The 18,083-nt window shown below is 65.2% G+C and carries 26 protein-coding genes and 2 tRNA genes; 18 read left to right on the forward strand and 10 right to left on the reverse strand.

Going from position 1 to position 18,083, the window contains the following annotated elements:
• Window positions 1-52: 52 nt before the first annotated feature.
• Window positions 53-125 (forward strand) — tRNA-Arg (locus E1H16_RS14765).
• Window positions 126-166: 41 nt separating this feature from the next.
• Here E1H16_RS14765 and E1H16_RS14770 read toward each other — a convergent pair.
• Both E1H16_RS14770 and E1H16_RS14775 read right to left on the reverse strand, forming a co-directional pair.
• Window positions 167-1,027 (reverse strand): EamA family transporter, encoded by an 861-nt coding sequence (locus E1H16_RS14770; RefSeq protein ID WP_134324675.1) that lies wholly within the window; start codon window positions 1,025-1,027, stop codon window positions 167-169.
• Entirely contained in the window at window positions 1,024-1,377 is a 354-nt protein-coding gene (locus tag E1H16_RS14775) for a DUF488 domain-containing protein (RefSeq protein ID WP_134324676.1), read from the reverse strand. The genes E1H16_RS14770 and E1H16_RS14775 overlap by 4 nt, the downstream gene beginning before the upstream one ends.
• A gap of 183 nt (window positions 1,378-1,560) precedes the next feature.
• On the opposite strand from E1H16_RS14775, the gene E1H16_RS14780 reads away from it, so the two are divergent.
• The 4 genes from E1H16_RS14780 (at window position 1,561) to E1H16_RS14795 (ending at window position 4,050) form a co-directional block, all read left to right on the forward strand.
• Window positions 1,561-1,845: a GlsB/YeaQ/YmgE family stress response membrane protein gene (locus tag E1H16_RS14780; RefSeq protein ID WP_134324677.1), complete on the forward strand. Its 285-nt coding sequence runs from the start codon at window positions 1,561-1,563 to the stop codon at window positions 1,843-1,845.
• Between the two features lie 102 nt (window positions 1,846-1,947).
• The gene (gene orn / locus E1H16_RS14785) at window positions 1,948-2,577 is read left to right on the forward strand and encodes an oligoribonuclease (protein WP_208379070.1); all 630 of its coding nucleotides are present in this window, start codon (window positions 1,948-1,950) and stop codon (window positions 2,575-2,577) included.
• Between the two features lie 157 nt (window positions 2,578-2,734).
• Window positions 2,735-2,810, forward strand: a tRNA-His gene (locus tag E1H16_RS14790).
• A 94-nt stretch (window positions 2,811-2,904) separates the two neighbouring features.
• Window positions 2,905-4,050: a tyrosine-type recombinase/integrase gene (locus E1H16_RS14795; RefSeq protein ID WP_134324679.1), complete on the forward strand. Its 1,146-nt coding sequence runs from the start codon at window positions 2,905-2,907 to the stop codon at window positions 4,048-4,050.
• On the opposite strand, the gene E1H16_RS14800 is transcribed toward E1H16_RS14795, so the two are convergent.
• From E1H16_RS14800 to E1H16_RS14840, 8 genes are all read right to left on the reverse strand, one after another.
• Window positions 3,988-4,239 (reverse strand): DUF3263 domain-containing protein, encoded by a 252-nt coding sequence (locus E1H16_RS14800; RefSeq protein ID WP_134324680.1) that lies wholly within the window; start codon window positions 4,237-4,239, stop codon window positions 3,988-3,990. The two genes, E1H16_RS14795 and E1H16_RS14800, sit on opposite strands and share 63 nt — an antisense overlap.
• Window positions 4,236-4,682 (reverse strand): ImmA/IrrE family metallo-endopeptidase, encoded by a 447-nt coding sequence (locus tag E1H16_RS14805; protein ID WP_208379071.1) that lies wholly within the window; start codon window positions 4,680-4,682, stop codon window positions 4,236-4,238. The genes E1H16_RS14800 and E1H16_RS14805 overlap by 4 nt, the downstream gene beginning before the upstream one ends.
• 116 nt (window positions 4,683-4,798) lie before the next feature.
• Entirely contained in the window at window positions 4,799-5,020 is a 222-nt protein-coding gene (locus tag E1H16_RS14810; protein WP_134324681.1) for a hypothetical protein, read from the reverse strand.
• A 53-nt stretch (window positions 5,021-5,073) separates the two neighbouring features.
• On the reverse strand, window positions 5,074-5,856 hold the full coding sequence (locus tag E1H16_RS14815) for a GIY-YIG nuclease family protein (RefSeq protein WP_134324682.1): 783 nt from the start codon (window positions 5,854-5,856) through the stop codon (window positions 5,074-5,076).
• The gene (locus E1H16_RS14820) at window positions 5,849-7,006 is read right to left on the reverse strand and encodes a DNA cytosine methyltransferase (RefSeq protein WP_134324683.1); all 1,158 of its coding nucleotides are present in this window, start codon (window positions 7,004-7,006) and stop codon (window positions 5,849-5,851) included. Before E1H16_RS14820 ends, E1H16_RS14815 begins: the two co-directional genes overlap by 8 nt.
• A gap of 301 nt (window positions 7,007-7,307) precedes the next feature.
• On the reverse strand, window positions 7,308-7,676 hold the full coding sequence (locus E1H16_RS18650; RefSeq protein WP_208379072.1) for a hypothetical protein: 369 nt from the start codon (window positions 7,674-7,676) through the stop codon (window positions 7,308-7,310).
• Between the two features lie 15 nt (window positions 7,677-7,691).
• The gene (locus E1H16_RS14835) at window positions 7,692-8,210 is read right to left on the reverse strand and encodes a hypothetical protein (protein WP_134324685.1); all 519 of its coding nucleotides are present in this window, start codon (window positions 8,208-8,210) and stop codon (window positions 7,692-7,694) included.
• Window positions 8,211-8,215: 5 nt separating this feature from the next.
• On the reverse strand, window positions 8,216-8,692 hold the full coding sequence (locus E1H16_RS14840) for a helix-turn-helix transcriptional regulator (RefSeq protein WP_134324686.1): 477 nt from the start codon (window positions 8,690-8,692) through the stop codon (window positions 8,216-8,218).
• 467 nt (window positions 8,693-9,159) lie between these two features.
• Between E1H16_RS14840 and E1H16_RS14845 the strand changes: the two genes are divergently transcribed.
• From E1H16_RS14845 to E1H16_RS14905, 13 genes are all read left to right on the forward strand, one after another.
• Window positions 9,160-9,453 (forward strand): hypothetical protein, encoded by a 294-nt coding sequence (locus E1H16_RS14845; RefSeq protein ID WP_134324687.1) that lies wholly within the window; start codon window positions 9,160-9,162, stop codon window positions 9,451-9,453.
• A gap of 197 nt (window positions 9,454-9,650) precedes the next feature.
• Entirely contained in the window at window positions 9,651-9,833 is a 183-nt protein-coding gene (locus E1H16_RS14850; RefSeq protein ID WP_134324688.1) for a hypothetical protein, read from the forward strand.
• Window positions 9,830-10,024 carry a hypothetical protein gene (locus E1H16_RS14855; RefSeq protein ID WP_134324689.1) on the forward strand — a complete coding sequence of 65 codons (195 nt, stop codon included), beginning with the start codon at window positions 9,830-9,832 and terminating at the stop codon, window positions 10,022-10,024. The genes E1H16_RS14850 and E1H16_RS14855 overlap by 4 nt, the downstream gene beginning before the upstream one ends.
• On the forward strand, window positions 10,021-10,209 hold the full coding sequence (locus E1H16_RS14860) for a hypothetical protein (protein WP_134324690.1): 189 nt from the start codon (window positions 10,021-10,023) through the stop codon (window positions 10,207-10,209). Before E1H16_RS14855 ends, E1H16_RS14860 begins: the two co-directional genes overlap by 4 nt.
• Window positions 10,206-11,105 carry a hypothetical protein gene (locus tag E1H16_RS14865; RefSeq protein ID WP_134324691.1) on the forward strand — a complete coding sequence of 300 codons (900 nt, stop codon included), beginning with the start codon at window positions 10,206-10,208 and terminating at the stop codon, window positions 11,103-11,105. Before E1H16_RS14860 ends, E1H16_RS14865 begins: the two co-directional genes overlap by 4 nt.
• Window positions 11,102-11,470 carry a hypothetical protein gene (locus tag E1H16_RS14870; protein WP_134324692.1) on the forward strand — a complete coding sequence of 123 codons (369 nt, stop codon included), beginning with the start codon at window positions 11,102-11,104 and terminating at the stop codon, window positions 11,468-11,470. The genes E1H16_RS14865 and E1H16_RS14870 overlap by 4 nt, the downstream gene beginning before the upstream one ends.
• Window positions 11,471-11,553: 83 nt before the next feature.
• On the forward strand, window positions 11,554-11,895 hold the full coding sequence (locus E1H16_RS14875; protein ID WP_134324693.1) for a hypothetical protein: 342 nt from the start codon (window positions 11,554-11,556) through the stop codon (window positions 11,893-11,895).
• Entirely contained in the window at window positions 11,895-12,122 is a 228-nt protein-coding gene (locus E1H16_RS14880; RefSeq protein WP_134324694.1) for a hypothetical protein, read from the forward strand. Before E1H16_RS14875 ends, E1H16_RS14880 begins: the two co-directional genes overlap by 1 nt.
• Window positions 12,119-12,919 carry a PD-(D/E)XK nuclease family protein gene (locus tag E1H16_RS14885; protein WP_134324695.1) on the forward strand — a complete coding sequence of 267 codons (801 nt, stop codon included), beginning with the start codon at window positions 12,119-12,121 and terminating at the stop codon, window positions 12,917-12,919. Before E1H16_RS14880 ends, E1H16_RS14885 begins: the two co-directional genes overlap by 4 nt.
• Window positions 12,920-12,944: 25 nt before the next feature.
• Window positions 12,945-13,586, forward strand: coding sequence for a hypothetical protein (locus E1H16_RS14890; protein ID WP_134324696.1), 642 nt, complete (start codon window positions 12,945-12,947; stop codon window positions 13,584-13,586).
• Between the two features lie 316 nt (window positions 13,587-13,902).
• Window positions 13,903-16,347, forward strand: a complete 2,445-nt coding sequence (locus E1H16_RS14895) for a phage/plasmid primase, P4 family (protein WP_134324697.1) — start codon at window positions 13,903-13,905, stop codon at window positions 16,345-16,347.
• Window positions 16,348-16,660: 313 nt separating this feature from the next.
• Entirely contained in the window at window positions 16,661-17,122 is a 462-nt protein-coding gene (locus E1H16_RS14900; RefSeq protein ID WP_134324698.1) for a hypothetical protein, read from the forward strand.
• Between the two features lie 12 nt (window positions 17,123-17,134).
• Window positions 17,135-17,890 (forward strand): hypothetical protein, encoded by a 756-nt coding sequence (locus tag E1H16_RS14905; RefSeq protein WP_134324699.1) that lies wholly within the window; start codon window positions 17,135-17,137, stop codon window positions 17,888-17,890.
• Window positions 17,891-18,083 lie beyond the last annotated feature (193 nt).

The raw sequence follows: 18,083 nt of genomic DNA on the forward strand, positions 1-18,083 counted from the left end.
CCATCTTAGAGATGGGACTCTACAATGATCCGGCGACATTCCCCCGTCGCGCGCGCCCGTAGCTCAGCGGATAGAGCAACCGCCTTCTAAGCGGCAGGTCGCAGGTTCGATCCCTGCCGGGCGCACCTTGTTGAATCTCCGATTTCTGTTTCGGCTGCGGTACCGCTTATCCGACCACCACGAGGATGATGCCGGCCGCGGCGAGCGTCAGGCCGACCAGTTGTGCACGCGACGTGCGCTCGGCCAGCAGCACGCGCGCAAGTATCACCGTCGCCGCCGGGTACAGCGACGTCAACACCGAGGTCACCACCAGGAGCCCGTGATCTGTCGCGAACAGAAACGTTGCCACCGCCAGCGCGCCTAGCAGCCCGGCCGCGACCGCCGCCACGTGCGCCCGCCGCGCTCCGTCAGCAACCGCGTGCCCGCGGTTCGCAGGCCGGATCAACAAGGCCGCCGCGAGCGCGATCACGGCCAGCGCGGAGAGTTGCGTGTACGCCGCGGGCCACAGGCCCGCACCGGACGGCGCGCCATCGAGCGCGATGTAACTGATCGCGAACGCCGCCCCGGCGAGCGTTCCGTCGACAGTGCCCTTCATGACGCGCCGGCGCCCGCCGGGTTGGGCGCGTACCGAGGAGATCAACCCGATCCCCGGCACAATCAGCACCACACCAAGCAGGATGACCACCGACGGGCGCTCCCCGGTAATCAGGCCGAACGCCACGGGAACCACCGCGGCAGTCGCTGCCGACAGCGGCGCGACGACGTTCATCTGCCCCGACCCGAGGCCGCGGTACAGCATCACTGTGCCTGCGCCGGAACCGACGCCCGCGAGCGCGCCCCAGAGCAACGCGTCCATCGAGGCGTCGCCGGGCACGAACCCGACCGCAGCCCAGGTCACCACGGCCATCACGCTTTGGCACACGAGCGCGACCCGGCCGTAGTGCATGAGTCGGCTGGCGGTGCCGGACAGGAAGTCGCTCACGCCATACGCCAAAGCGGCACACAACGCGAGCAGTACGGCGGTCACTTCGGGTCGACGTCCAGGACCTCACACAGCACGCGAGCATTGTTGTGCTCGGCGTCTTTTGCGGCGTACAGGATCGTGACGGTCCCGGCAGCGACGCGTGCGCGCAACTCCTCGAGCGCCTCCGCGTGCTCACTGAGTTCGGCTGTATATGCGGCGCGGAACTCGTCGTACTTCTCCGGACGCGCGTGGAATTCACGCCGTAGCTCATTCGAGGGCGCAAGCTCCTTGAGCCAGTCGTCAAGCTGCGCGTTAGCCTTGCTGATGCCTCGCGGCCACAGTCGATCGACGAGGACGCGATATCCGTCGTCCTCTTCGGGCAGGTCGTAGATGCGCTTCAGCCGGGCTCCCATAACTGCGATTCTGCTCCGATCCGGCCGCTCAGTCACCGCGAGGTCACGGATCCGCGACTTCACGCGAAATTCCCAACCAATGTCCGCGCAAATGATCAGTTTGCCCATTAGCCTGACCCTGTGGCGCGCACCACATCGCGCCTATAGGAGGCTACGGCCCCCGCGACCAGTAAGGAGAACCCCATGCTCGGCACCATTATCGGCATCCTCATCGTCGGCCTGGTGGCAGGTTTCCTCGCTCGGGCGATCGTGCCCGGCGATGATTCGATGAGCTTCGTACAAACCCTCGTGCTCGGCGTCGTTGGGTCATTCATCGGCGGTTTCCTCGGATACCTCATCTTCGGCAAGGATTCCGATGAAGGATTCCTGCAGCCGTCAAGCTGGATCGGGTCGCTCATCGGCGCGATCATTGCGCTCCTGATCTGGCGAGCAATCAAGGGCAAGTCTGGTAAGCCGATCAACCGGTAACCGGACTCGTGATGCCCCGTCCACGTCCGTGGGCGGGGCATTCGTCTGTTCGCGACAGCGCCAGGTGATCGGATGCCGAGGGCAAGACTTAGGGTTGTCGACATGACTGACTCCGCGAAATCCGACGTGCTGGTGTGGATCGACTGTGAGATGACTGGCTTACGGCTCGATACCGACGCGCTGATCGAGGTCGCCGCGATCGTCACCGACGGCGACCTCAACGTGCTTGACGAAGGGATCGACCTCGTCATCCACACGTCCGAGGAGAAGCTCGCGGGAATGCCTCCGGTCGTTGTCGACATGCACGCCGCCAGCGGCCTCACCGACGAGGTTCGCGCATCGACGCTGACCCTCCAGCAGGCTGAGGACCAGGTCATCGAGTACCTCAGCAAGCACATCGCCAGCCCGGGCACGGTGCCGTTGTGCGGCAACTCGATCGCAGTGGACCGAGGGTTCATCGCTCGCGATATGCCGCGCGTCGACAACCTGCTGCACTATCGAATGATCGACGTGTCCTCGGTCAAAGAGTTGACCCGCCGCTGGTTCCCTCGCGCGTACTACAACAAGCCGGAGAAGGGCCTGGCACACCGCGCTCTAGCGGACATTCTCGAGTCGATCGCGGAACTGAGGTACTACCGCAGCGCTGTCTTCGTTCCGCAACCGGGACCGTCATCCGAAGAAGCGAAACGGATCGCCGCAGAGCTGCCCCCGGTAACTCCCCTCGGCGCCTGAGCCCGCCTGCCAAATGCCCTATAGCTCCCGTCGCTGAGGGCGCGCAGGTGAACCTTGCCGCAATGCGGCCGCCAGACACTGCTCAGTTGCTCGCCACCCCGCAGAAACATTGGTTCGGGGTATCCGTTATGCTTGGTCGTCGCACTTTGCGGCAATGGTGGGTATAGCTCAGCTGGTAGAGCGCTGCGTTGTGGTCGCAGATGTCGCGGGTTCGAGTCCCGTTACTCACCCCACAAAGTGCCTGGTCAGGGCACATAACGCCGACAGGTGTTGACGAGAATCCCGCTCTCGTCAACACCTGTCAGTCGTTTTAGCCATCATTGACGCATGGCAAGCATCCGCAAACGCGCACGCAAGGACGGCACCCCGTACTGGTCCGTACTGTGGCGCAAGGACGGCCGCCAGACGTCCATCAGCGTCGATAGCGAGCGAGACGCCGAACACATACGAGCCTGGCTCGACCTCACCGGGCGACTCCCCGACTCCCCCGCACCTGAGGACGCCACCCAAACCGTCTCTCAGGTCATCGAGGAGCACATCGCACAGTTGTCCGGCGTCGAGGATCGCACCATCACCGGCTACCGGGCGCTCGCGCGAAACCACATCGCGCCACACCTCGGCCATATCCCCATCAATGCGCTCACGCGGGCCCACGTCGCCCAATGGGTCAGGACGCTCGGCCAGGGCGCCAGTGAGCGCACGAAACGCCCCCTGCGGCCCAAGACCATCCGGAACGCGCACGCACTGCTCAGCGCAGCACTCTCCACCGCACACACGGCGGGACTCATCCCCAAGAACCCCGCCGAGGGGCTCCGCCTTCCCGCACGCGACACCAAGTCCAGCGTGCTGCTACCTCGTGACGAGTTCGAGCTCGTCCTCGATCAGTTCACCGATCTCGCGTGGCGACGGTTCTTTCTCGTGCTCGCACAGACGGGCATGCGATGGGGTGAGGCTGCCGCGCTGACCGTTGCAGACGTCAACCGGCGCGCCGGGACCGTCAGCGTCACCAAGGGCGTGAAACGTATCGACGGAGCGCACAATATCGTCGGGACCCCGAAGACGCAGCGATCCAACCGCGTCATCAGCATCCCGCCGTCGCTCATGACCGAACTGCTCCCGCTACTCGTGCGCCCCGGCTCCGCGCAACTGTTCGCTGGCCTCACCGGTACGGCGTACTCGTCACGACCGGCACACCACGCCTGGACGAAAGCCGTCAAGGCCTCCGGCGTGCCCACGGTCGCGACGATGAAAGATCTCCGCTCCTCGCACGCCTCCTGGCTCCTCGAGGACGGCGTCAACCCCAAGGTCGTCCAGGAGCGCCTTGGGCACGACCGGATCTCGACAACGATGGAGATCTACGCTCACGTCAACCGCGGCGCTGACGCGGCCGCCGCTGCCCTACTCGACGGTCTAGGCAAGTCCCAGACGTCGGGGGCTACGAGCGCGCTGTCGGGTGACTCGCTGGCGACCTAGCCGGTTCACGGTCGTCGGTGCGTACGCCAGCGCCGCCGGCTGATCAATCAACGCGTTCAGCAGTTGGTAGTACCGCGTGCCAGTCACGCCAAGCTCATCGCTCGCCGCTTGCTCCTTCGCGCCGGCGTAACGCCACCAGCGTGCCTCGAAATCGAGGATCGCTCGGTCCCGCTCGCTTAACGTGTTCATTCGTCTTCCAGTTCGTGCGTGACCTGATCTAAGCGCCGCTGTATGTGGCGCTCCTCGAATGGCGTCAGCGCGCGGAAACGAGCGCGGATCATGGCGACGTCAACCCAGAGGTCCTCGGCGAGTTCGTGCTCGTTGCTGGACCACTGCAGCGCGTACACGAGCTGCTCCAGGCTGATCAAGCGGCGCGCGGCCTCGCGCTCGACTGTCTCCTCTTCGCGCGCATCGAGCACCATCTCACCGGCTAGCGGGCCGCGCTCGAGATGCACGAGTTCGTGCGTCAGCGTCGATCGCCGCTCAGCCTGCAGTAGGTCTTCGCGCAGCGTGATTCGTGGCGGGCTCGACCATTCCGTCCAGCCGTGCGCCTCCTCGGCCGCGTCGTGACGGTCGAGGGTGACGTTAGTGAGTGCTCGGAGTGCTCGCCATGGGTGCCAGATCTGCCGCATGGGTGCAGCGTAAAGACGAGGCCAGACAGGAACGGGCGTCCTACGCGAAAGCGGCTGCGCGCAAGCCGGAATCCCCAACGCGCGGGCGGTATCCGGGACGATAGTGTGAACCAGTGTCAGGTAGAGGAAAGCCGTTGCCCGACGACGATCCACGCCACGGCACGACCAACGGCTACGGGAACCTCGGCTGCCGCTGCGATGACTGCCGCGCCGCGCATGCGGCCCACCACGCTGCGTACATCCGACGGAAGCGAGAAGAAGGTCAGATCGTCGGCGAGCACGGCTCGAGCGTCGCCTACGACACCGGCTGCCGGTGCGACATATGCCGTCTGGCCCACAACGCTCGATCGGTGGAGAAGAAGCGGCGCATCAGAGCGCGCCGCGAGAACGGCTAGGACGACTCATCAGATTCGCCGTCGGCCGAGAACTCGGCCATGACGTTCCCGACGAGGGCAGGGACGTCGATCGCCTCGGGTGCGGGGCGTGCTCGACCCTCGGCGTACGCCAGACGCGCAGCGGCGAGGTCGGCCAATCTGACGGCCTGGATCACGATCACGCGCCGCAGGCCTGCCGACACCTCGCCGCGCTCGTGGGCGACAGCCGCGACCCTCGACAGAGTCTCGGCGCGTCGAGCGATCCGCACGTCGGGATGCTCACGGTCCTCACGCATGTCGGCGGGGACCAGCCCGAACCGAAATGATGCCGGGAGCGCCACAGGCGTCGACACCGGCGGAATCTTCTCGTTGAGGATGGCCTGGTACTTCGAGTTCTTGATCGCGTTGACGTACACCGAGTACTCGATGGCGTCGAGCTTGGCCTTCTTCTCCGGATCGGTCCGGAGGTCCTCGACCGGGTACAGCTCGAACTCAGCGACCTCGAAGGGGTCGAGGATGCGGTAGGCGAGGGTGTCCGACCGCTGGCCGCGGAGGTGCCGGCCGATCCGGGTCCCGAAGTCCTCCCAGGTCTGTCCGACGTAGATCGGCTCGCCGTCGTAGTCATAGAACGCGTAGACCCCGATGCACTTGTTGAGCTTCTTCCCGCTCGCCGGGTCCTCGGTGCTCAGCGCCTCAGTCAGGAGCTCGCGGAAGCCCTGCACAAACCGGGTCGGCATCGACTTCTTGGTCGGCGGCGTCCTCTCGGGCTCGTTGTAACTCGCGATCCCTCGGCTAGCCATGAGCGGCCTCCGTCACGAGATCCGATGCCAAACGACCGCGCACGAGCGGCATGAGGTAGTGCTCCGCCAGCCACGACACCACGGGGGCGGCGACCGCGTCGCCGAAGCCAAACAGCGCCTGGTTCGTCCGGGCACCGCTTAGGTCGTACTCGCCCGCACCCATAAGTCGGGCGTACTCGCGCGGGGTCATCCAGCGCACCTGGAGCCGCTTGTTGCCCAGCCTGACGACCGCCTGCTTCGAGGACCCACCGCGAGCTGTGCGGAGGCAGCCCGAGATGTCGTCGGGCCGCGCTTCCCAAACGGCGACACCGTTGCGGGTGCGCCGGTAGGCCGTGCGGTACTTGACGCCGGGCGTGCGCTTGAGCGCCATCAACCGCTCACTCTGGGTCGGTGAGAGCGAGGACACGAACGCGGCGGTGCGCTCGGCGTCCCACCAGCGTTCGTCGCCGAGCGCCATCTCCTCGATCTGTTCGCTGAGCCCTTCTGTCAGTGGCGACGGGGGTGTCGGCAGTGATGCACGATGGGTCCGAAGGCTCTTGTCGCCGTAGACCCACTGGAGCCAGTCGGGTCGAAGCTCGGAGTTGGGCTCTGGCTCGTCCGCGGGAGGGTTCTGTGCGCCGACGATGAACAGGCGGGGTCGGGACTGGGGCACGAATCGACGAGCGTCGATGGACAGGACGTCGACCGAGTAGCCCAGCGCGTTGAAGGCCCGGATCGCCGCGGCGAGGTCGTCGCCGCCGTGTGAGGTCGCGAGGCCGACGACGTTCTCCAGGACGACGGCCTCCGGCCGGTCGTCTCCGAGATCGTCGAGCAGACGGACGAACTGCCAGAACGTGCCGGACTGCGCGCCGGCGAAGCCCGCGCGGTTGCCCGCCAGGGAGAGGTCAGTGCAGGGCGAGGAGGCCCATGCGAGGGAAGCGCCGCGGGGCAACTGGTCGACCTTGACCTTGCCGATGTCGCCGAGCGCGAAGGCGTGGCCGTCGGACTCTCCGAACTGGGCGTCGTACATCGCTTTCTTGTCGGCCTCGTAGTCGTTGGCCCACGCGACGCGGAAACCGGCCGCTTCCAGGCCCATGCGCGCGAGGCCGATGCCTGCGAAGAACTCCAACACTTGCGGCCGGGCAGCCTCGATCGACGTCACGTTTCGCACGACTTGAGCCTAGCGACAACGTCTGTCGTTCCCGTGAGGCGGGCTGGTGTGGCGCATTTTCGATCAGCCGACGCCAGGTCACAGCCCGTCATAGCCTTGGATGATACTCGGTGAGTCGTGGGCGTCGAGCCCGGCAGACCCGCCATCAACGCCAAGCGACCGCATATGTATTCATTCGCGACGGTGTAGGCCGCGTTGCTGCTATTGAGTTTGAGTACGCCGCCCATCGAGATTCTCACTGCGTCCGTCACACCGCTAGTTGTGCGGACCCCCCGTGCCCTCGATCGCGTACCAACCCGCCTCAGCCACAATCTGCCCCCATCTCCCTATGAATCCCAAATCGCCGGCCCAACTCAGCCAGCAGTTGCTCCGGCTGCGCCAACCGCAACGCTTCCTCGATCGACATCACGCCGATCGTTCGCCGCGTCGGCGAGCCACCCTCCAACACGGCGGCGGCGCTACCGGGCGCCCAGTCGAGGACGTCGTCGAGCCGCGCGATGCTGGTCGGGCCTACGCGTACGCCGGCGAGGATCTTGAGCGTGGTGTCTTTGCCTGGTCCCCCGCGTGCCGCGATACCGCGCGCGGTGACATTGAGGCGGGCCATTTCGGTGCGGACGAATTCGGCAAGGCGTTGGCGGTTGGCTGTCGAGACCGATCGAGTAGGTGTCACGAGTATGTGTCCTGCTCACTCGGTCACTTGAGCGTTCGTGACGCGGTACGTGTCGTCATCGAGCGTGACGTCGCACGTGTAGGTGAATGGCACCGTTCCACCAAACGAATTCGCCCCGTGGCCAGTCCCCGCGACAGTCGCGACGTTGCCGTCGCTATCACGACCGAGCGTCGGACCGAGGTCGAAACTCGCCGAACCGGGATCCTTCAGTTTCGCCTCGGCGGCGGTCTGGCACGCTGCGACGGCGTAGTCGTCGGAGGCCGTTGTTCCACTGCTGCCAACTGCTATCGCGACGACGATGCCTATTACGACCGCACCGAACGCACCGAACCCGATCCAGGTGTTGCGGTTCTTTTTCTTCCGTTCGTCATCACCGAGCAAATACTTGTAGCGGTAGATGCCCTGACGGTCCTTGAGTGAAAGCGGGCGCTTTTCGGGGCCACGCTGGATGTCGTAGTCGTCGAGGTCGGCATGCGTGAGCGAATCGGCGTCGGTGGGCCACCCATCGGGAAGCCGCGGGTACTCCTCGCTCATCGCGCTCACCTGGTCCTGTTGTCCTTCGGCGGCTTCCGAGCCGCTCGCCTAACAGGTTTTTTACCAGACTCGGTGTCGTGAAGCATATTTGGCTCTGGCGGATTCGCCTTCGGGTCGAAAGGCGAACGCGCCGCATCGAGATCGGCGACTGTAGCGCCGGCCGAGTCTTCGGACTTCTCGAGCAGGGCATCAACAACGGAAAGCACGACGCGTCTTTGCTTACTGGTAAGCCGATCTGCTTCGCGAGGCAGTCGGAACGGCGGGCCTGCAGACTCCTCGCCACGCAACCGCTGAAGCTGCTCCTCGGGCACACGGAAGTACTTCGCCGCTGTTTCCAGAGTGCCGCGGCTCACGGACATGCCATTAATCAGGCGTCTCGCAGTCTCGGGCGCGACATCGATCGCCTTGGCGAGGTCTCGGCCACTCTCTAGGCCTCTTCCCTCGAATAGGTCGCGCCACTGCGCGGGGACTTCTTCTCTCACGTCTACGAGCCTCCCGCGTGCCCTGTCTCGCTGTCTAGCCACACCTGTAGACATGGCGTCTACAAATAACGTCCTTGTAAGTATGGCTGGCGCTGATTATCTGCGCAGATTCGACACGGGTTGTGTAGACAGAACTGTCTACATCGTCTAACGTCTTGCAAGACACGAGTCATACGTCTACAGTCGAAGGGGCAAGCAATGGAGTACTGGAGGTTGCTGGTGAAACTCATCAGCCATCAGGCATTGGCAAGCTATATGAACCATCGGGGCATGTCGGTGCGCACGCTCGCCGAGAGGTCGGGCGTGAACCGTTCAGTGATCGGCCACCTACGCTCAGGCCGTCGCAACACCTGTGGATCCGATTCAGCGAGGGCGATCGAGAAAGCACTCGACGCGCCATCCGGGTCTCTTTTTTTGGCGTCGGTGTCTCGCGTCTCGATAGCCGCTAGCCGTGAACGGCAAGCGTCATGACCGCCCAGTTCATGGCGTACACCGTTGAGAAAGCCGTCGAGGTCTGCGGCGGCGTCCTCACCCTCAACTACCTCAGCGAAGCGATCCGTCGGCGCGAATGCGACCACGTCCGCATCGGCCGCAACGTCGGCATCACCCCGAAGCAATTGCGGGACTTCCTCGCGAAGCACGAAGTGAAAGCCAAGACCAGCGACGACGACACCAGTAAGCCGACGCTCAACGTCCTCGACGGCATCGCACTCTCCCCGCGTAGCCGCGCCCACCACGAGCGGAAAGCGGCCGGCCGATGAACGAGCGCGACGAACCCGAGTACGTCACCGAATCGTGGCCAGCCGTCCTCATGGGCGCCGCCGCGATCGTCCTCACCATCTACCTCCTGCTGTGGATCGCAGCGCTATGAGCCACGCCAGCACCTAGACCCCAGCACAAGAAAGGCCCGCCCTCGATTGCAGCGAGACGGGCAGCCACCCACCACGAAAGGACCGTCATGGGCAGCTACCACAGACTACGTCGCGTCGATGTCGAACTGAGCATCGTGATGCGGCGCGCCGACCAGAAGCGCGGCGATCGCCTCATGAGCGTCAGCGAACTTCCCAGCCTGCTCGACTTCGCCCGCAAGCAAACCCTCACCCCGTACGTCGATGACGAGCCGACCGGCGGTGCGGCGTGAGCGACACGCATCACGACTATGACGCCGGCCCGCACGTCCGCCAACGGGACTACGAACCATCCCGCGTCGATGAGCTGCTCACCGCGCACGCCGTCGGTATCGCTATCGACGCCCCCGAAGCCGCGCTCGACGTCGCGTTCCTCGAAGCACCCGCACTCATTCACCACGACGAGGAAGAAGACGACTCGTGACGATCACCGAAGCCAGCGCAGTCAACGTTCTGCTCGAGTGCCTCTACCGCGGACTCGGCGAGAACGGCGACGTCGACCGATCCGCGAAGGTCCTCGCCGGCAAGGCTCACAAGGTTCTCGGCGCTGGCGTGACGCCTGCAGAGATCGACGCGATCTCCGCTCAGTGGGTTGGCGGTGCGAAGTGAGCCAGGTCGACCGCACCCCGAAGCCGTGCCGCCACAAGATCGCGAATCATCAGCACGGTACGCGAACCTGCTACGTCCTCGACCGGTGTCGCTGCACGCCGTGCGCGCGCGCACACCGAGAGTACGAACAGCATCGCCGCAAGCAGCACGCCTACGGGCGCTGGGACAACTACGTCGACGCCGCCCCCGTCCGTGCACACGTACGCGAACTACGCCTCGCCGGAATGGGGCTCAAGACCATCGCCCCAGCCTCGGGTGTCTCGCACGGATCGCTATGGAAACTGGTGTACGGCAAGACTCGACCGGACGGCACTCGCACCCCATCGCGGCGCGTCACGAAAGCGACCGCCGAGAAACTCCTCGCCGTCGCGGCTCCGGTCCTGGCCGACGGCGCACGAGTCGATGCGACCGGAACCACGCGACGCATCCAGGCGCTCGTCGCTATCGGGTGGTCCGGTGCTCGCCTCGCTGATCGCATCGGTGTGCAGCGCAGCAACTTCACGCCGCTGCTGCACGGAACGCGCGACGTCCTCGTCGCCACCCGACGCGTCATCATCGATCTCTACGAAGAACTATGGGATCAGGCGCCGCCGGCCGACGAGCGGCACGATCGCATCAGCGTGAGCCGCTCGAAGAACTACGCGGCTCGGATGGGTTGGGTGCCGCCGCTGGCGTGGGATGACGACGCTATCGACGATCCGGCCGCGACACCGAACGTCGGCGAGCACGTCAAGGTCACCACCGCCGATCGGGTCCGCGAACTCGCCGACCTCGGCCTGGGTGTAGCGGACGTGGCACGTCGACTCGGTATGCGCGAAGCCGCCGTCGAGCGGGCCTTGTATCGCGCGGGTGCGCGCGAAATGGTCACTGCACTCAAGCGACGTGATGCTGCATGAGTCGCACCAGGGCATCCGCCAAGGCCGCGGGCGCGCGTTTTGAGCGCAGCATCGCCGACTGCCTCGCCGAGCACGTCGACGACCGGATAGATCGTCGCGTGAAAACCGGCAGCGCCGACAAGGGCGACATCGCCTCAGTCCGATCTCGATTCAACGATCGCATCGTCGTCGAAACCAAAGACTACGGCGGGCGCTACCACGTCGGCCCGTGGCTCAGCGAAGCCGAGATCGAACGGCTCAACGATGACGCACGCGTCGGGCTCGTCGTCGCGAAACGCCGTGGCACCACCGATCCGCTCGACCAGGTCGCCTTCATGACCGTCCGCGACCTGATTGCCCTACTGACTGGAGGCCGTCCCGAATGACCGCCTGGCTCGTCCTCACCGCGCTCGCTCTCGTCGCGATCGCACTCACCGCCGCTAACAACATCGACCACTAGGAGACCACCATGAGCCACGACGACGAAGATCGCCAGGCCACTCTCGACCGGCTGTGCTCGGACTACCTCGACGCGAAGATGTACGCCGAGAAGCACAAAGAGAACGCCGATGCAATCAAGGCGCAGATCCTCGAACTGCAGCCGGAGAACCGCGAACTGCGCGGCGTCGCACTCACCAAGCCGCGCGCCACCTGGAACGACGCGCAGGCCCGAGCCGTGCTCAGCGCTGAGCAGATTACGGCGTGCACCGAATCGAAACTGTCGGGCTCGCTCGCGAAGAAGGTGCTACCGCCGGCAATTTATGGCGCCTGCACCCTGCCGTCGGGCACGCCGGGATTGCGGGCGCTCTGATGACTACGAAGCGAACCGTCACCGTGACGATCGGTGACAACATCACCGTCACCATCGACGAGGCAATCCCGCTCGTGCCGGTCGAAGAGATCTGCTCCATGTGCAAGATCCGACCGAGTGAAGGTACTGGGCGCTGCGAAGATCGTGATTGCCGCCGCATCAGCAATCCCCCGGTCATCCAGACCATCGACGAGATGCGCGCACGGCTACACGGCGGTGCGTCGTGAAGGTCCCGCTCGCTCGCGGGAGCGCCGACCCCGCGCTGTTCGCGCACTTGCCGGAAGTCGACCGACCCGAATTCGTCATCGCCAGCGTCGAGCAGATCTTCGAACGCGCCATCCGCCACGACCCGCGTTCGCTACAGAAGCGCATCGGACCGAGCGAGGTCGGGGAGGAGTGCACGCGGGCTCTCGCCCACAAACTCAACGGCGACGCGGAGCCCGAGCGCGCACTGCAGACGAAAGCGTGGGTCGGCACCGCGATCCACGCTGAACTACTCGACAAGATCATTCCCGCGGCCGACCCGACCACGGCGATGTATATGACCGAGACGCGGGTCAGTGTCGGCGAGATCAACGGCGTCGAGGTCACCGGCAGTTGCGATCTGTTTGATTGGCAGTCGGGCACGGTCATCGACGTCAAGACCAAGGGCAGGAGCACGCTCGCCGGCCACAGGCGCCACGGACCCGGCCAGAAATACCGCGTCCAGTTCCACCTGTACGGGCGCGGAATGCAGCGCGCCGGCCACACCGTGAACACGGTCGCAGCGTGGTTCATCGGCCGCGACTCCGAATGGTCCGAGCGGCTCTGGTGGTACGAGCCGTACGACGAGCAGGTCGCCATCGACGCACTCGACCGAGCAACCGCCGTCGCGCAACTCGTCGACGCGCTCGGCATCGACGCCGTCCTCGGCATGTACCCGGAATGCGAGGACCCCTGGTGCGCCTGGTGTGCAAAGCCTCGCCGCTTCTCCACCACACCCACTGCCCCACAAACCACAGCAAGCCTCTTCGCGACCGCGTAGAGCACCACTCTGAAAGGAAAACACCATGTCATTGCTCGACCAACTCGGCGGCGAGAAGATTCCTGGCGCGTTCGACAAGAACAGCCCGCTCGGTGCCACCGTCACCGGCACCATCGTCAAGGCGGAGATCGTGCAGATGCGCGACTTCGTCACCGGTAACCCGGAGACGTGGGACGACGGCAACCCGAAAAACCAGGTCCGCATCGTCTTGGACGTGAACGGCGACAAGCAAGCCGTCTACATCAAGGCGTGGGGCGTCGGCACCCAGAACCTCAAGGACGCGGTCCACGCAGCAGGCATGACGGATCTCGACGTCGGCGCGACGTTCACGGCGACATTCGAGAGCGTCATTCCCAGTGATAACCCGAAGTTCAGCGATACCAAGGTGTTCGCGTACGGGCTCAAGCCCGCGTCGGCGACCGCCGGGATGTTCGCCGACACGACCACAGGTGAGATCACGCAGCAGCAGAGTGCGACCAGTGTCCCCGTCGAGGCGCCAGCGCCGCAGCCTGCAACTGCACCGCCAGCACCCGCGAGCGGGCCGACAGTTGTCGAGCAGATCAAGCAGCTGCACGCCATGGGCCTCGCCGCCGACGCCATCAAAGCCGCGCTCGGCAACAACCCCGCCGTCAACGATCAGGTCATCGCCGCCGCCATCGCAGCTTGACCGACCCAGTTCGCTCGTCGGACCGTTCTCCGAAACGGCCCGACGAGGGGCGGCCGACTAAGACTTCTCTTTGACCGCACATCGACGCTCGTTTCCTACGTTTGCCCACCTTTCGGTACGAGTCCAGCCCGCTTCATCGAGACACCGATCGAGTTGTTCATCGCTCATTTCCTTCGGTCCTTTGAGGTCAAGCACGTGGTATTTGACGTCCCGTGACCGCGAACTAACCCAGATCTTTCCAATATCGGCCCGATAAAAGGCATCCGCACTCATTGTCGGAACGGTAGTCGACGCCCTTGCCAACAGAAAGCGCGCCATGGCTCACGAAAACCTGCTGAACGTCTCCCTCGCGTGGCACGACGCCGGCGCCTGTGTGCTCCCGGCCGCCAACGACGGATCGAAACGCCCCGCCGTCAGCTGGAAGCAATACCAGTCCGAGCGACCCGCGCGCGACGAACTCGCGCGGATGCTGCACGACACTGACGGCATCGGCGTCCTGTGTGGGCACGTCAGCGGCAACCTCGAAATGATCGAGCTCGAAGGTCGCGCCGTCGCCGACAGCCTCGGTGCGCGCCTCGCGCAGCTGCTCGCCGACAACGGCTTCAGTGACCTCTGGACGCGCATCACCAGCGGGTACGTCGAACAGACACCGTCCGGCGGCGTGCACTACCTGTACCGCGTCGATGGCGAAGTCCGCGGCAACACCAAACTCGCCCGCGACTGCGCAGGCGAAGCCACCATCGAAACTCGCGGCGCCGGTGGTTGGGTCGTCATCGCCCCCTCAGCCGGACGCACACACCCCACCGGCAAACCGTGGCGCGTCCTCGTCGGCGGGCCCGCCACCGTCCCCGTCATCACCGAGGACGAACGCGACGCGCTGCATGCCATCGCCGCCATGCTCGACGAAACACCCCCACGCGAGGAACCGCACCAGCCAGCCGCCACCGGCATCCTCGCCCAGATCGACGAGCAGCCCGCCAGCATCGGCGGTAAGCGCCCCGGCGACGACTTCAACGAGCGAGCGACCTGGGATGACATCCTCACCCCGCACGGCTGGCAGAAAGCACACCGCCTCGGACGCGGCCACGCCTGGACACGTCCAGGCAAACACGTGCGCGACGGCACCAGCGCCACCACCAACCAGGCTGCCGACGGCGTCGACCGGTTCTACGTGTTCTCCTCGAGCACCGACTTCGACACTGAGACGCCGTACACGAAGTACGCCGCGTACACGCTGCTCAACCACGGCGGCGACTACAAAGCGGCCGCTAAGCAACTCGCCAAGGATGGCTACGGCGAGCAACGACGCCTCGCCATCGTCCCGACCGCTCCCCCGCTGACTGAAACGCCAACCGTCAGCATCGAGACCGACGGGACCAGCGCCAAGATTGTCGAACTATCGCCCACCATCGACGCATCCACCTACGGACCGACCGAGGACGGCGTTGCGCGCGCACTCGCACACCTGCACGCCGACGACCTCCGATACTGCCCCCAGCGCGGGCAGTGGCTCACCTGGAGTGGCTCACGGTGGGAATGGGACGAGCGCGACCTGCACCGCGAATACATCAAAGCCCTCACCCGCGCGCTCCCCGAAGGGGACAGCTGGGCGTCATTCAAGAAGCGCGCCCTATCCGCAATCGGCGTCACGGGAATCGCCCGCCAGGCACGCAGCGACACACGGCTCGCCGTCAACATCACCACGCTCGACGCGAACCCCTACGAACTGAACACGCCCGCCGGAATCGTCGACCTACGCACAGGCGATCTCGCGCCCAGCGACCCCAGCAAACTACACACGCGCAGTACCGCCGTCGCCCCCGACTTCGACATGGCAGCGCCCGAGTTCGAACGATTCCTAGACGACACATTCGGCACGCACCCCGAGCTACGGGGATTCGTGCAACGCGTCCTCGGCCTGGCACTCGTCGGCCGCGTCCTCGAGCAGATCCTCATCATCGCGCACGGCCCCGGCGCGAACGGAAAGTCGACACTGTTCGAGGCAGCCATGTACGCGATCGGCAAGGGTATACACGGGTACGCCGGTTCACTGCCCACCAGCACACTTCTCGCCCAACGCTACGAACCACACCCCACCGACATCGCGCGGTTGTCGGGCCAACGCCTCACCGTCGCCAGCGAAATCGAGGACGGGCAACGGTTCCACGAAGAGAAGATCAAGAAACTGACCGGCGGCGACACCATCAGCGCCCGCTTCATGCGTCAAGACACATTCGACTTCACGCCAACCCATACCCTGTTCCTCCTCGCGAATCACTTGCCATCGGCGACTGCCGGCGGACCCGCGTTCTGGCGCCGAGTCGTCACCGTCCCGTTCGACCATGTCGTGCCTGTCGAGCGCCGTGACCCGCGACTTCCGGAGAAACTCGAAGCCGAAGCGCCCGCAATCCTCGCGTGGATCGTGCGAGGCGCCGCCGCGTACTTCGAGAAGGGGCTTGCCATCCCCGCGGACGTACGCGAAGCCACGGAGGCCTACCAGCGCGACCAGGACACCATCGGTCGATTCATCGAGGACCAATGCAACCTGGTCCCGCGCGGCGTCGGCAGCACCGACGTCAGCCACCTCCGCGAGCGGTACGAGCGCTGGTGCTCCACCAACGGCGACACCCCTGTCTCGGCGCGCCAACTCACCCAGCAGCTGCGCGACAAACACGACGTGCACTCCGTCAAGGGCGCCAAAGGTAGGCGCCGCTACGACGGCATCGTGCTGCCCACCTACGAGGACGAGGAAGGTGAGTAATGAGGTCGCGAGAAGTGCCACCCGCGAAGCATCTGCCACCCCAAGTGCCACCCATTCTGAGACCACAAACGCCCAGGTCAACCGCAAAGTCCGGAAGAAGTGCCACCCGTTGTGCCACCCCTGGGTGGCACTTGGTCCGCACTACGCGCTTCGCGCGCGTGCGCGAAGCCGCTAAAGCGGAAACTCCTGCCACAAGTGCCACCCGGTGGCGCTGGGTGGCACTTCTGCTATTTATCAATTTCCTATCGACTCAAAGCGCGCACGATGACCTGAATACGGAAACCCCGGATGAAGTGCCACCCGGTGATCTGCGATGACGAAAACCGACTGGCAGAAACTCAAGCCCATCCTCACCGCCAAGGGTCTGCTCACCGACATGGGTAACACCCGGTACGCCACCGCCAAGCCATGCCCGCGATGCGGACAGACGATCATCGCCGGCATCGACTGGGAGATCGAATGGCTACAGCCCTGCCCAGAGATCCACGCAGACATCGAGCCGATATCCGCACAAGGCGAACTCGCCGCACTGATACTCGAGCGCGTCACCTACGACCTCGTACGCGACCACGCGAAAGGTCGGTGGCAGATGCGCAGCCGCACCGCCACCAGCACCGGACTACTCGGCAGCGTCGCCTACCGGCGTAACCCGATCGGCACATCCCGGCAGCGCTACGACGTCGTAGCCGGCCACGAATGTGGGTCAGTGTTGCCGAGACAGCCGAGCATCACCCCCGAGCCCACCATCCACGCATCCGACACCCCGCCGTTCTGAGAGGACCACGACGTGACCGAGTGCCCATGCGGTGAGCCGACCACCTCCGGCTACCTGTGCCGCTCCTGCGCAAAGCGCCTCGACGAGGATCTACGCCAGATCGCTGCGCTGTGGCCGGAGAGCCACACCACGCTCACCCGGCAGGACCGCGTAGGCCCCGGTGGCTCTCGCGGGTCCGGCGGCGCTCATGGCCTGCCAGTGAGCCTGGCCGCCAGTGAGACGCGCGACTATGTGCGGCTGGTCGTGTCGACGTGGCTTCGCCACCTGGCAGGCGATCGCACGCCCGAGGATGTCCGCACGATCGCGCAAGCGTGCCGCTGGCTGGAGTTGTACTCCTCGGCATGGCTGCTGCTACCCGAGGTGATCGAACTCGCTGAGCAGATCGCAGACGCTGCGCAGCGGTTGCGGTGGCTAGTGGATCGTCGAGCGGATCGAATCGTCGTCGGCCAGTGCGACGTCTGCGGGTCGGACCTGACGGCGTACGAGCGCAGCAGCGAGGCAACCTGCCGCCCCTGTGAACGCGTCGTCGACGTCGGCTCGGTGCGCCAGGCTCGAATCGATGCGCTGATGGATTACCACGGCAGCGATGCGGACGTGGCCGAGCTGCTGACCTCGATGTACGGCGTGGCCTTCACGCCGGCGACAGTGGGTCGCTGGGTTGATCAGCGTCGACTATGGCGTAATGGCATGGGCCTGGTGCCATTCAGGCGCGCGGTGGAGTTGGGTGCACAGCACGCCGCGCCACGCCGACGTCGTACTGCTGGATGACAGATGCATCTGCGTCACGTATGCTACGAGTTGTGGGGGCAGAGCCTGCCCTCAACCACATCCCCGACGCCTCTCCACGATGCGCACTCTCGGGGATCTTTACTTCCCTCGCCCGCCCTGCGACACACAAAGCGCAGATAGCGACCGACAGCCTGCCACCGCACCGAGGACGCTCGGCCAGGGTGAACCTAAG

It is taken from the genome of Cumulibacter soli (assembly GCF_004382795.1).
Taxonomy (GTDB): Bacteria; Actinomycetota; Actinomycetes; order Mycobacteriales; family Antricoccaceae; genus Cumulibacter; species Cumulibacter soli.

Bases quoted from the DNA above. Each gene is read 5' to 3' on its own strand.
- E1H16_RS14775 (WP_134324676.1), bottom strand. From the start codon at position 1,377: ATGGGAGCCCGGCTGAAGCGCATCTACGACCTGCCCGAAGAGGACGAC.
- E1H16_RS14780 (WP_134324677.1), top strand. From the start codon at position 1,561: ATGCTCGGCACCATTATCGGCATCCTCATCGTCGGCCTGGTGGCAGGT.
- orn (WP_208379070.1), top strand. From the start codon at position 1,948: ATGACTGACTCCGCGAAATCCGACGTGCTGGTGTGGATCGACTGTGAG.
- E1H16_RS14795 (WP_134324679.1), top strand. From the start codon at position 2,905: ATGGCAAGCATCCGCAAACGCGCACGCAAGGACGGCACCCCGTACTGG.
- E1H16_RS14800 (WP_134324680.1), bottom strand. From the start codon at position 4,239: ATGAACACGTTAAGCGAGCGGGACCGAGCGATCCTCGATTTCGAGGCA.
- E1H16_RS14805 (WP_208379071.1), bottom strand. From the start codon at position 4,682: ATGCGGCAGATCTGGCACCCATGGCGAGCACTCCGAGCACTCACTAAC.
- E1H16_RS14815 (WP_134324682.1), bottom strand. From the start codon at position 5,856: ATGGCTAGCCGAGGGATCGCGAGTTACAACGAGCCCGAGAGGACGCCG.
- E1H16_RS14835 (WP_134324685.1), bottom strand. From the start codon at position 8,210: ATGAGCGAGGAGTACCCGCGGCTTCCCGATGGGTGGCCCACCGACGCC.
- E1H16_RS14845 (WP_134324687.1), top strand. From the start codon at position 9,160: ATGACCGCCCAGTTCATGGCGTACACCGTTGAGAAAGCCGTCGAGGTC.
- E1H16_RS14850 (WP_134324688.1), top strand. From the start codon at position 9,651: ATGGGCAGCTACCACAGACTACGTCGCGTCGATGTCGAACTGAGCATC.
- E1H16_RS14870 (WP_134324692.1), top strand. From the start codon at position 11,102: ATGAGTCGCACCAGGGCATCCGCCAAGGCCGCGGGCGCGCGTTTTGAG.
- E1H16_RS14875 (WP_134324693.1), top strand. From the start codon at position 11,554: ATGAGCCACGACGACGAAGATCGCCAGGCCACTCTCGACCGGCTGTGC.
- E1H16_RS14880 (WP_134324694.1), top strand. From the start codon at position 11,895: ATGACTACGAAGCGAACCGTCACCGTGACGATCGGTGACAACATCACC.
- E1H16_RS14890 (WP_134324696.1), top strand. From the start codon at position 12,945: ATGTCATTGCTCGACCAACTCGGCGGCGAGAAGATTCCTGGCGCGTTC.
- E1H16_RS14895 (WP_134324697.1), top strand. From the start codon at position 13,903: ATGGCTCACGAAAACCTGCTGAACGTCTCCCTCGCGTGGCACGACGCC.
- E1H16_RS14900 (WP_134324698.1), top strand. From the start codon at position 16,661: ATGACGAAAACCGACTGGCAGAAACTCAAGCCCATCCTCACCGCCAAG.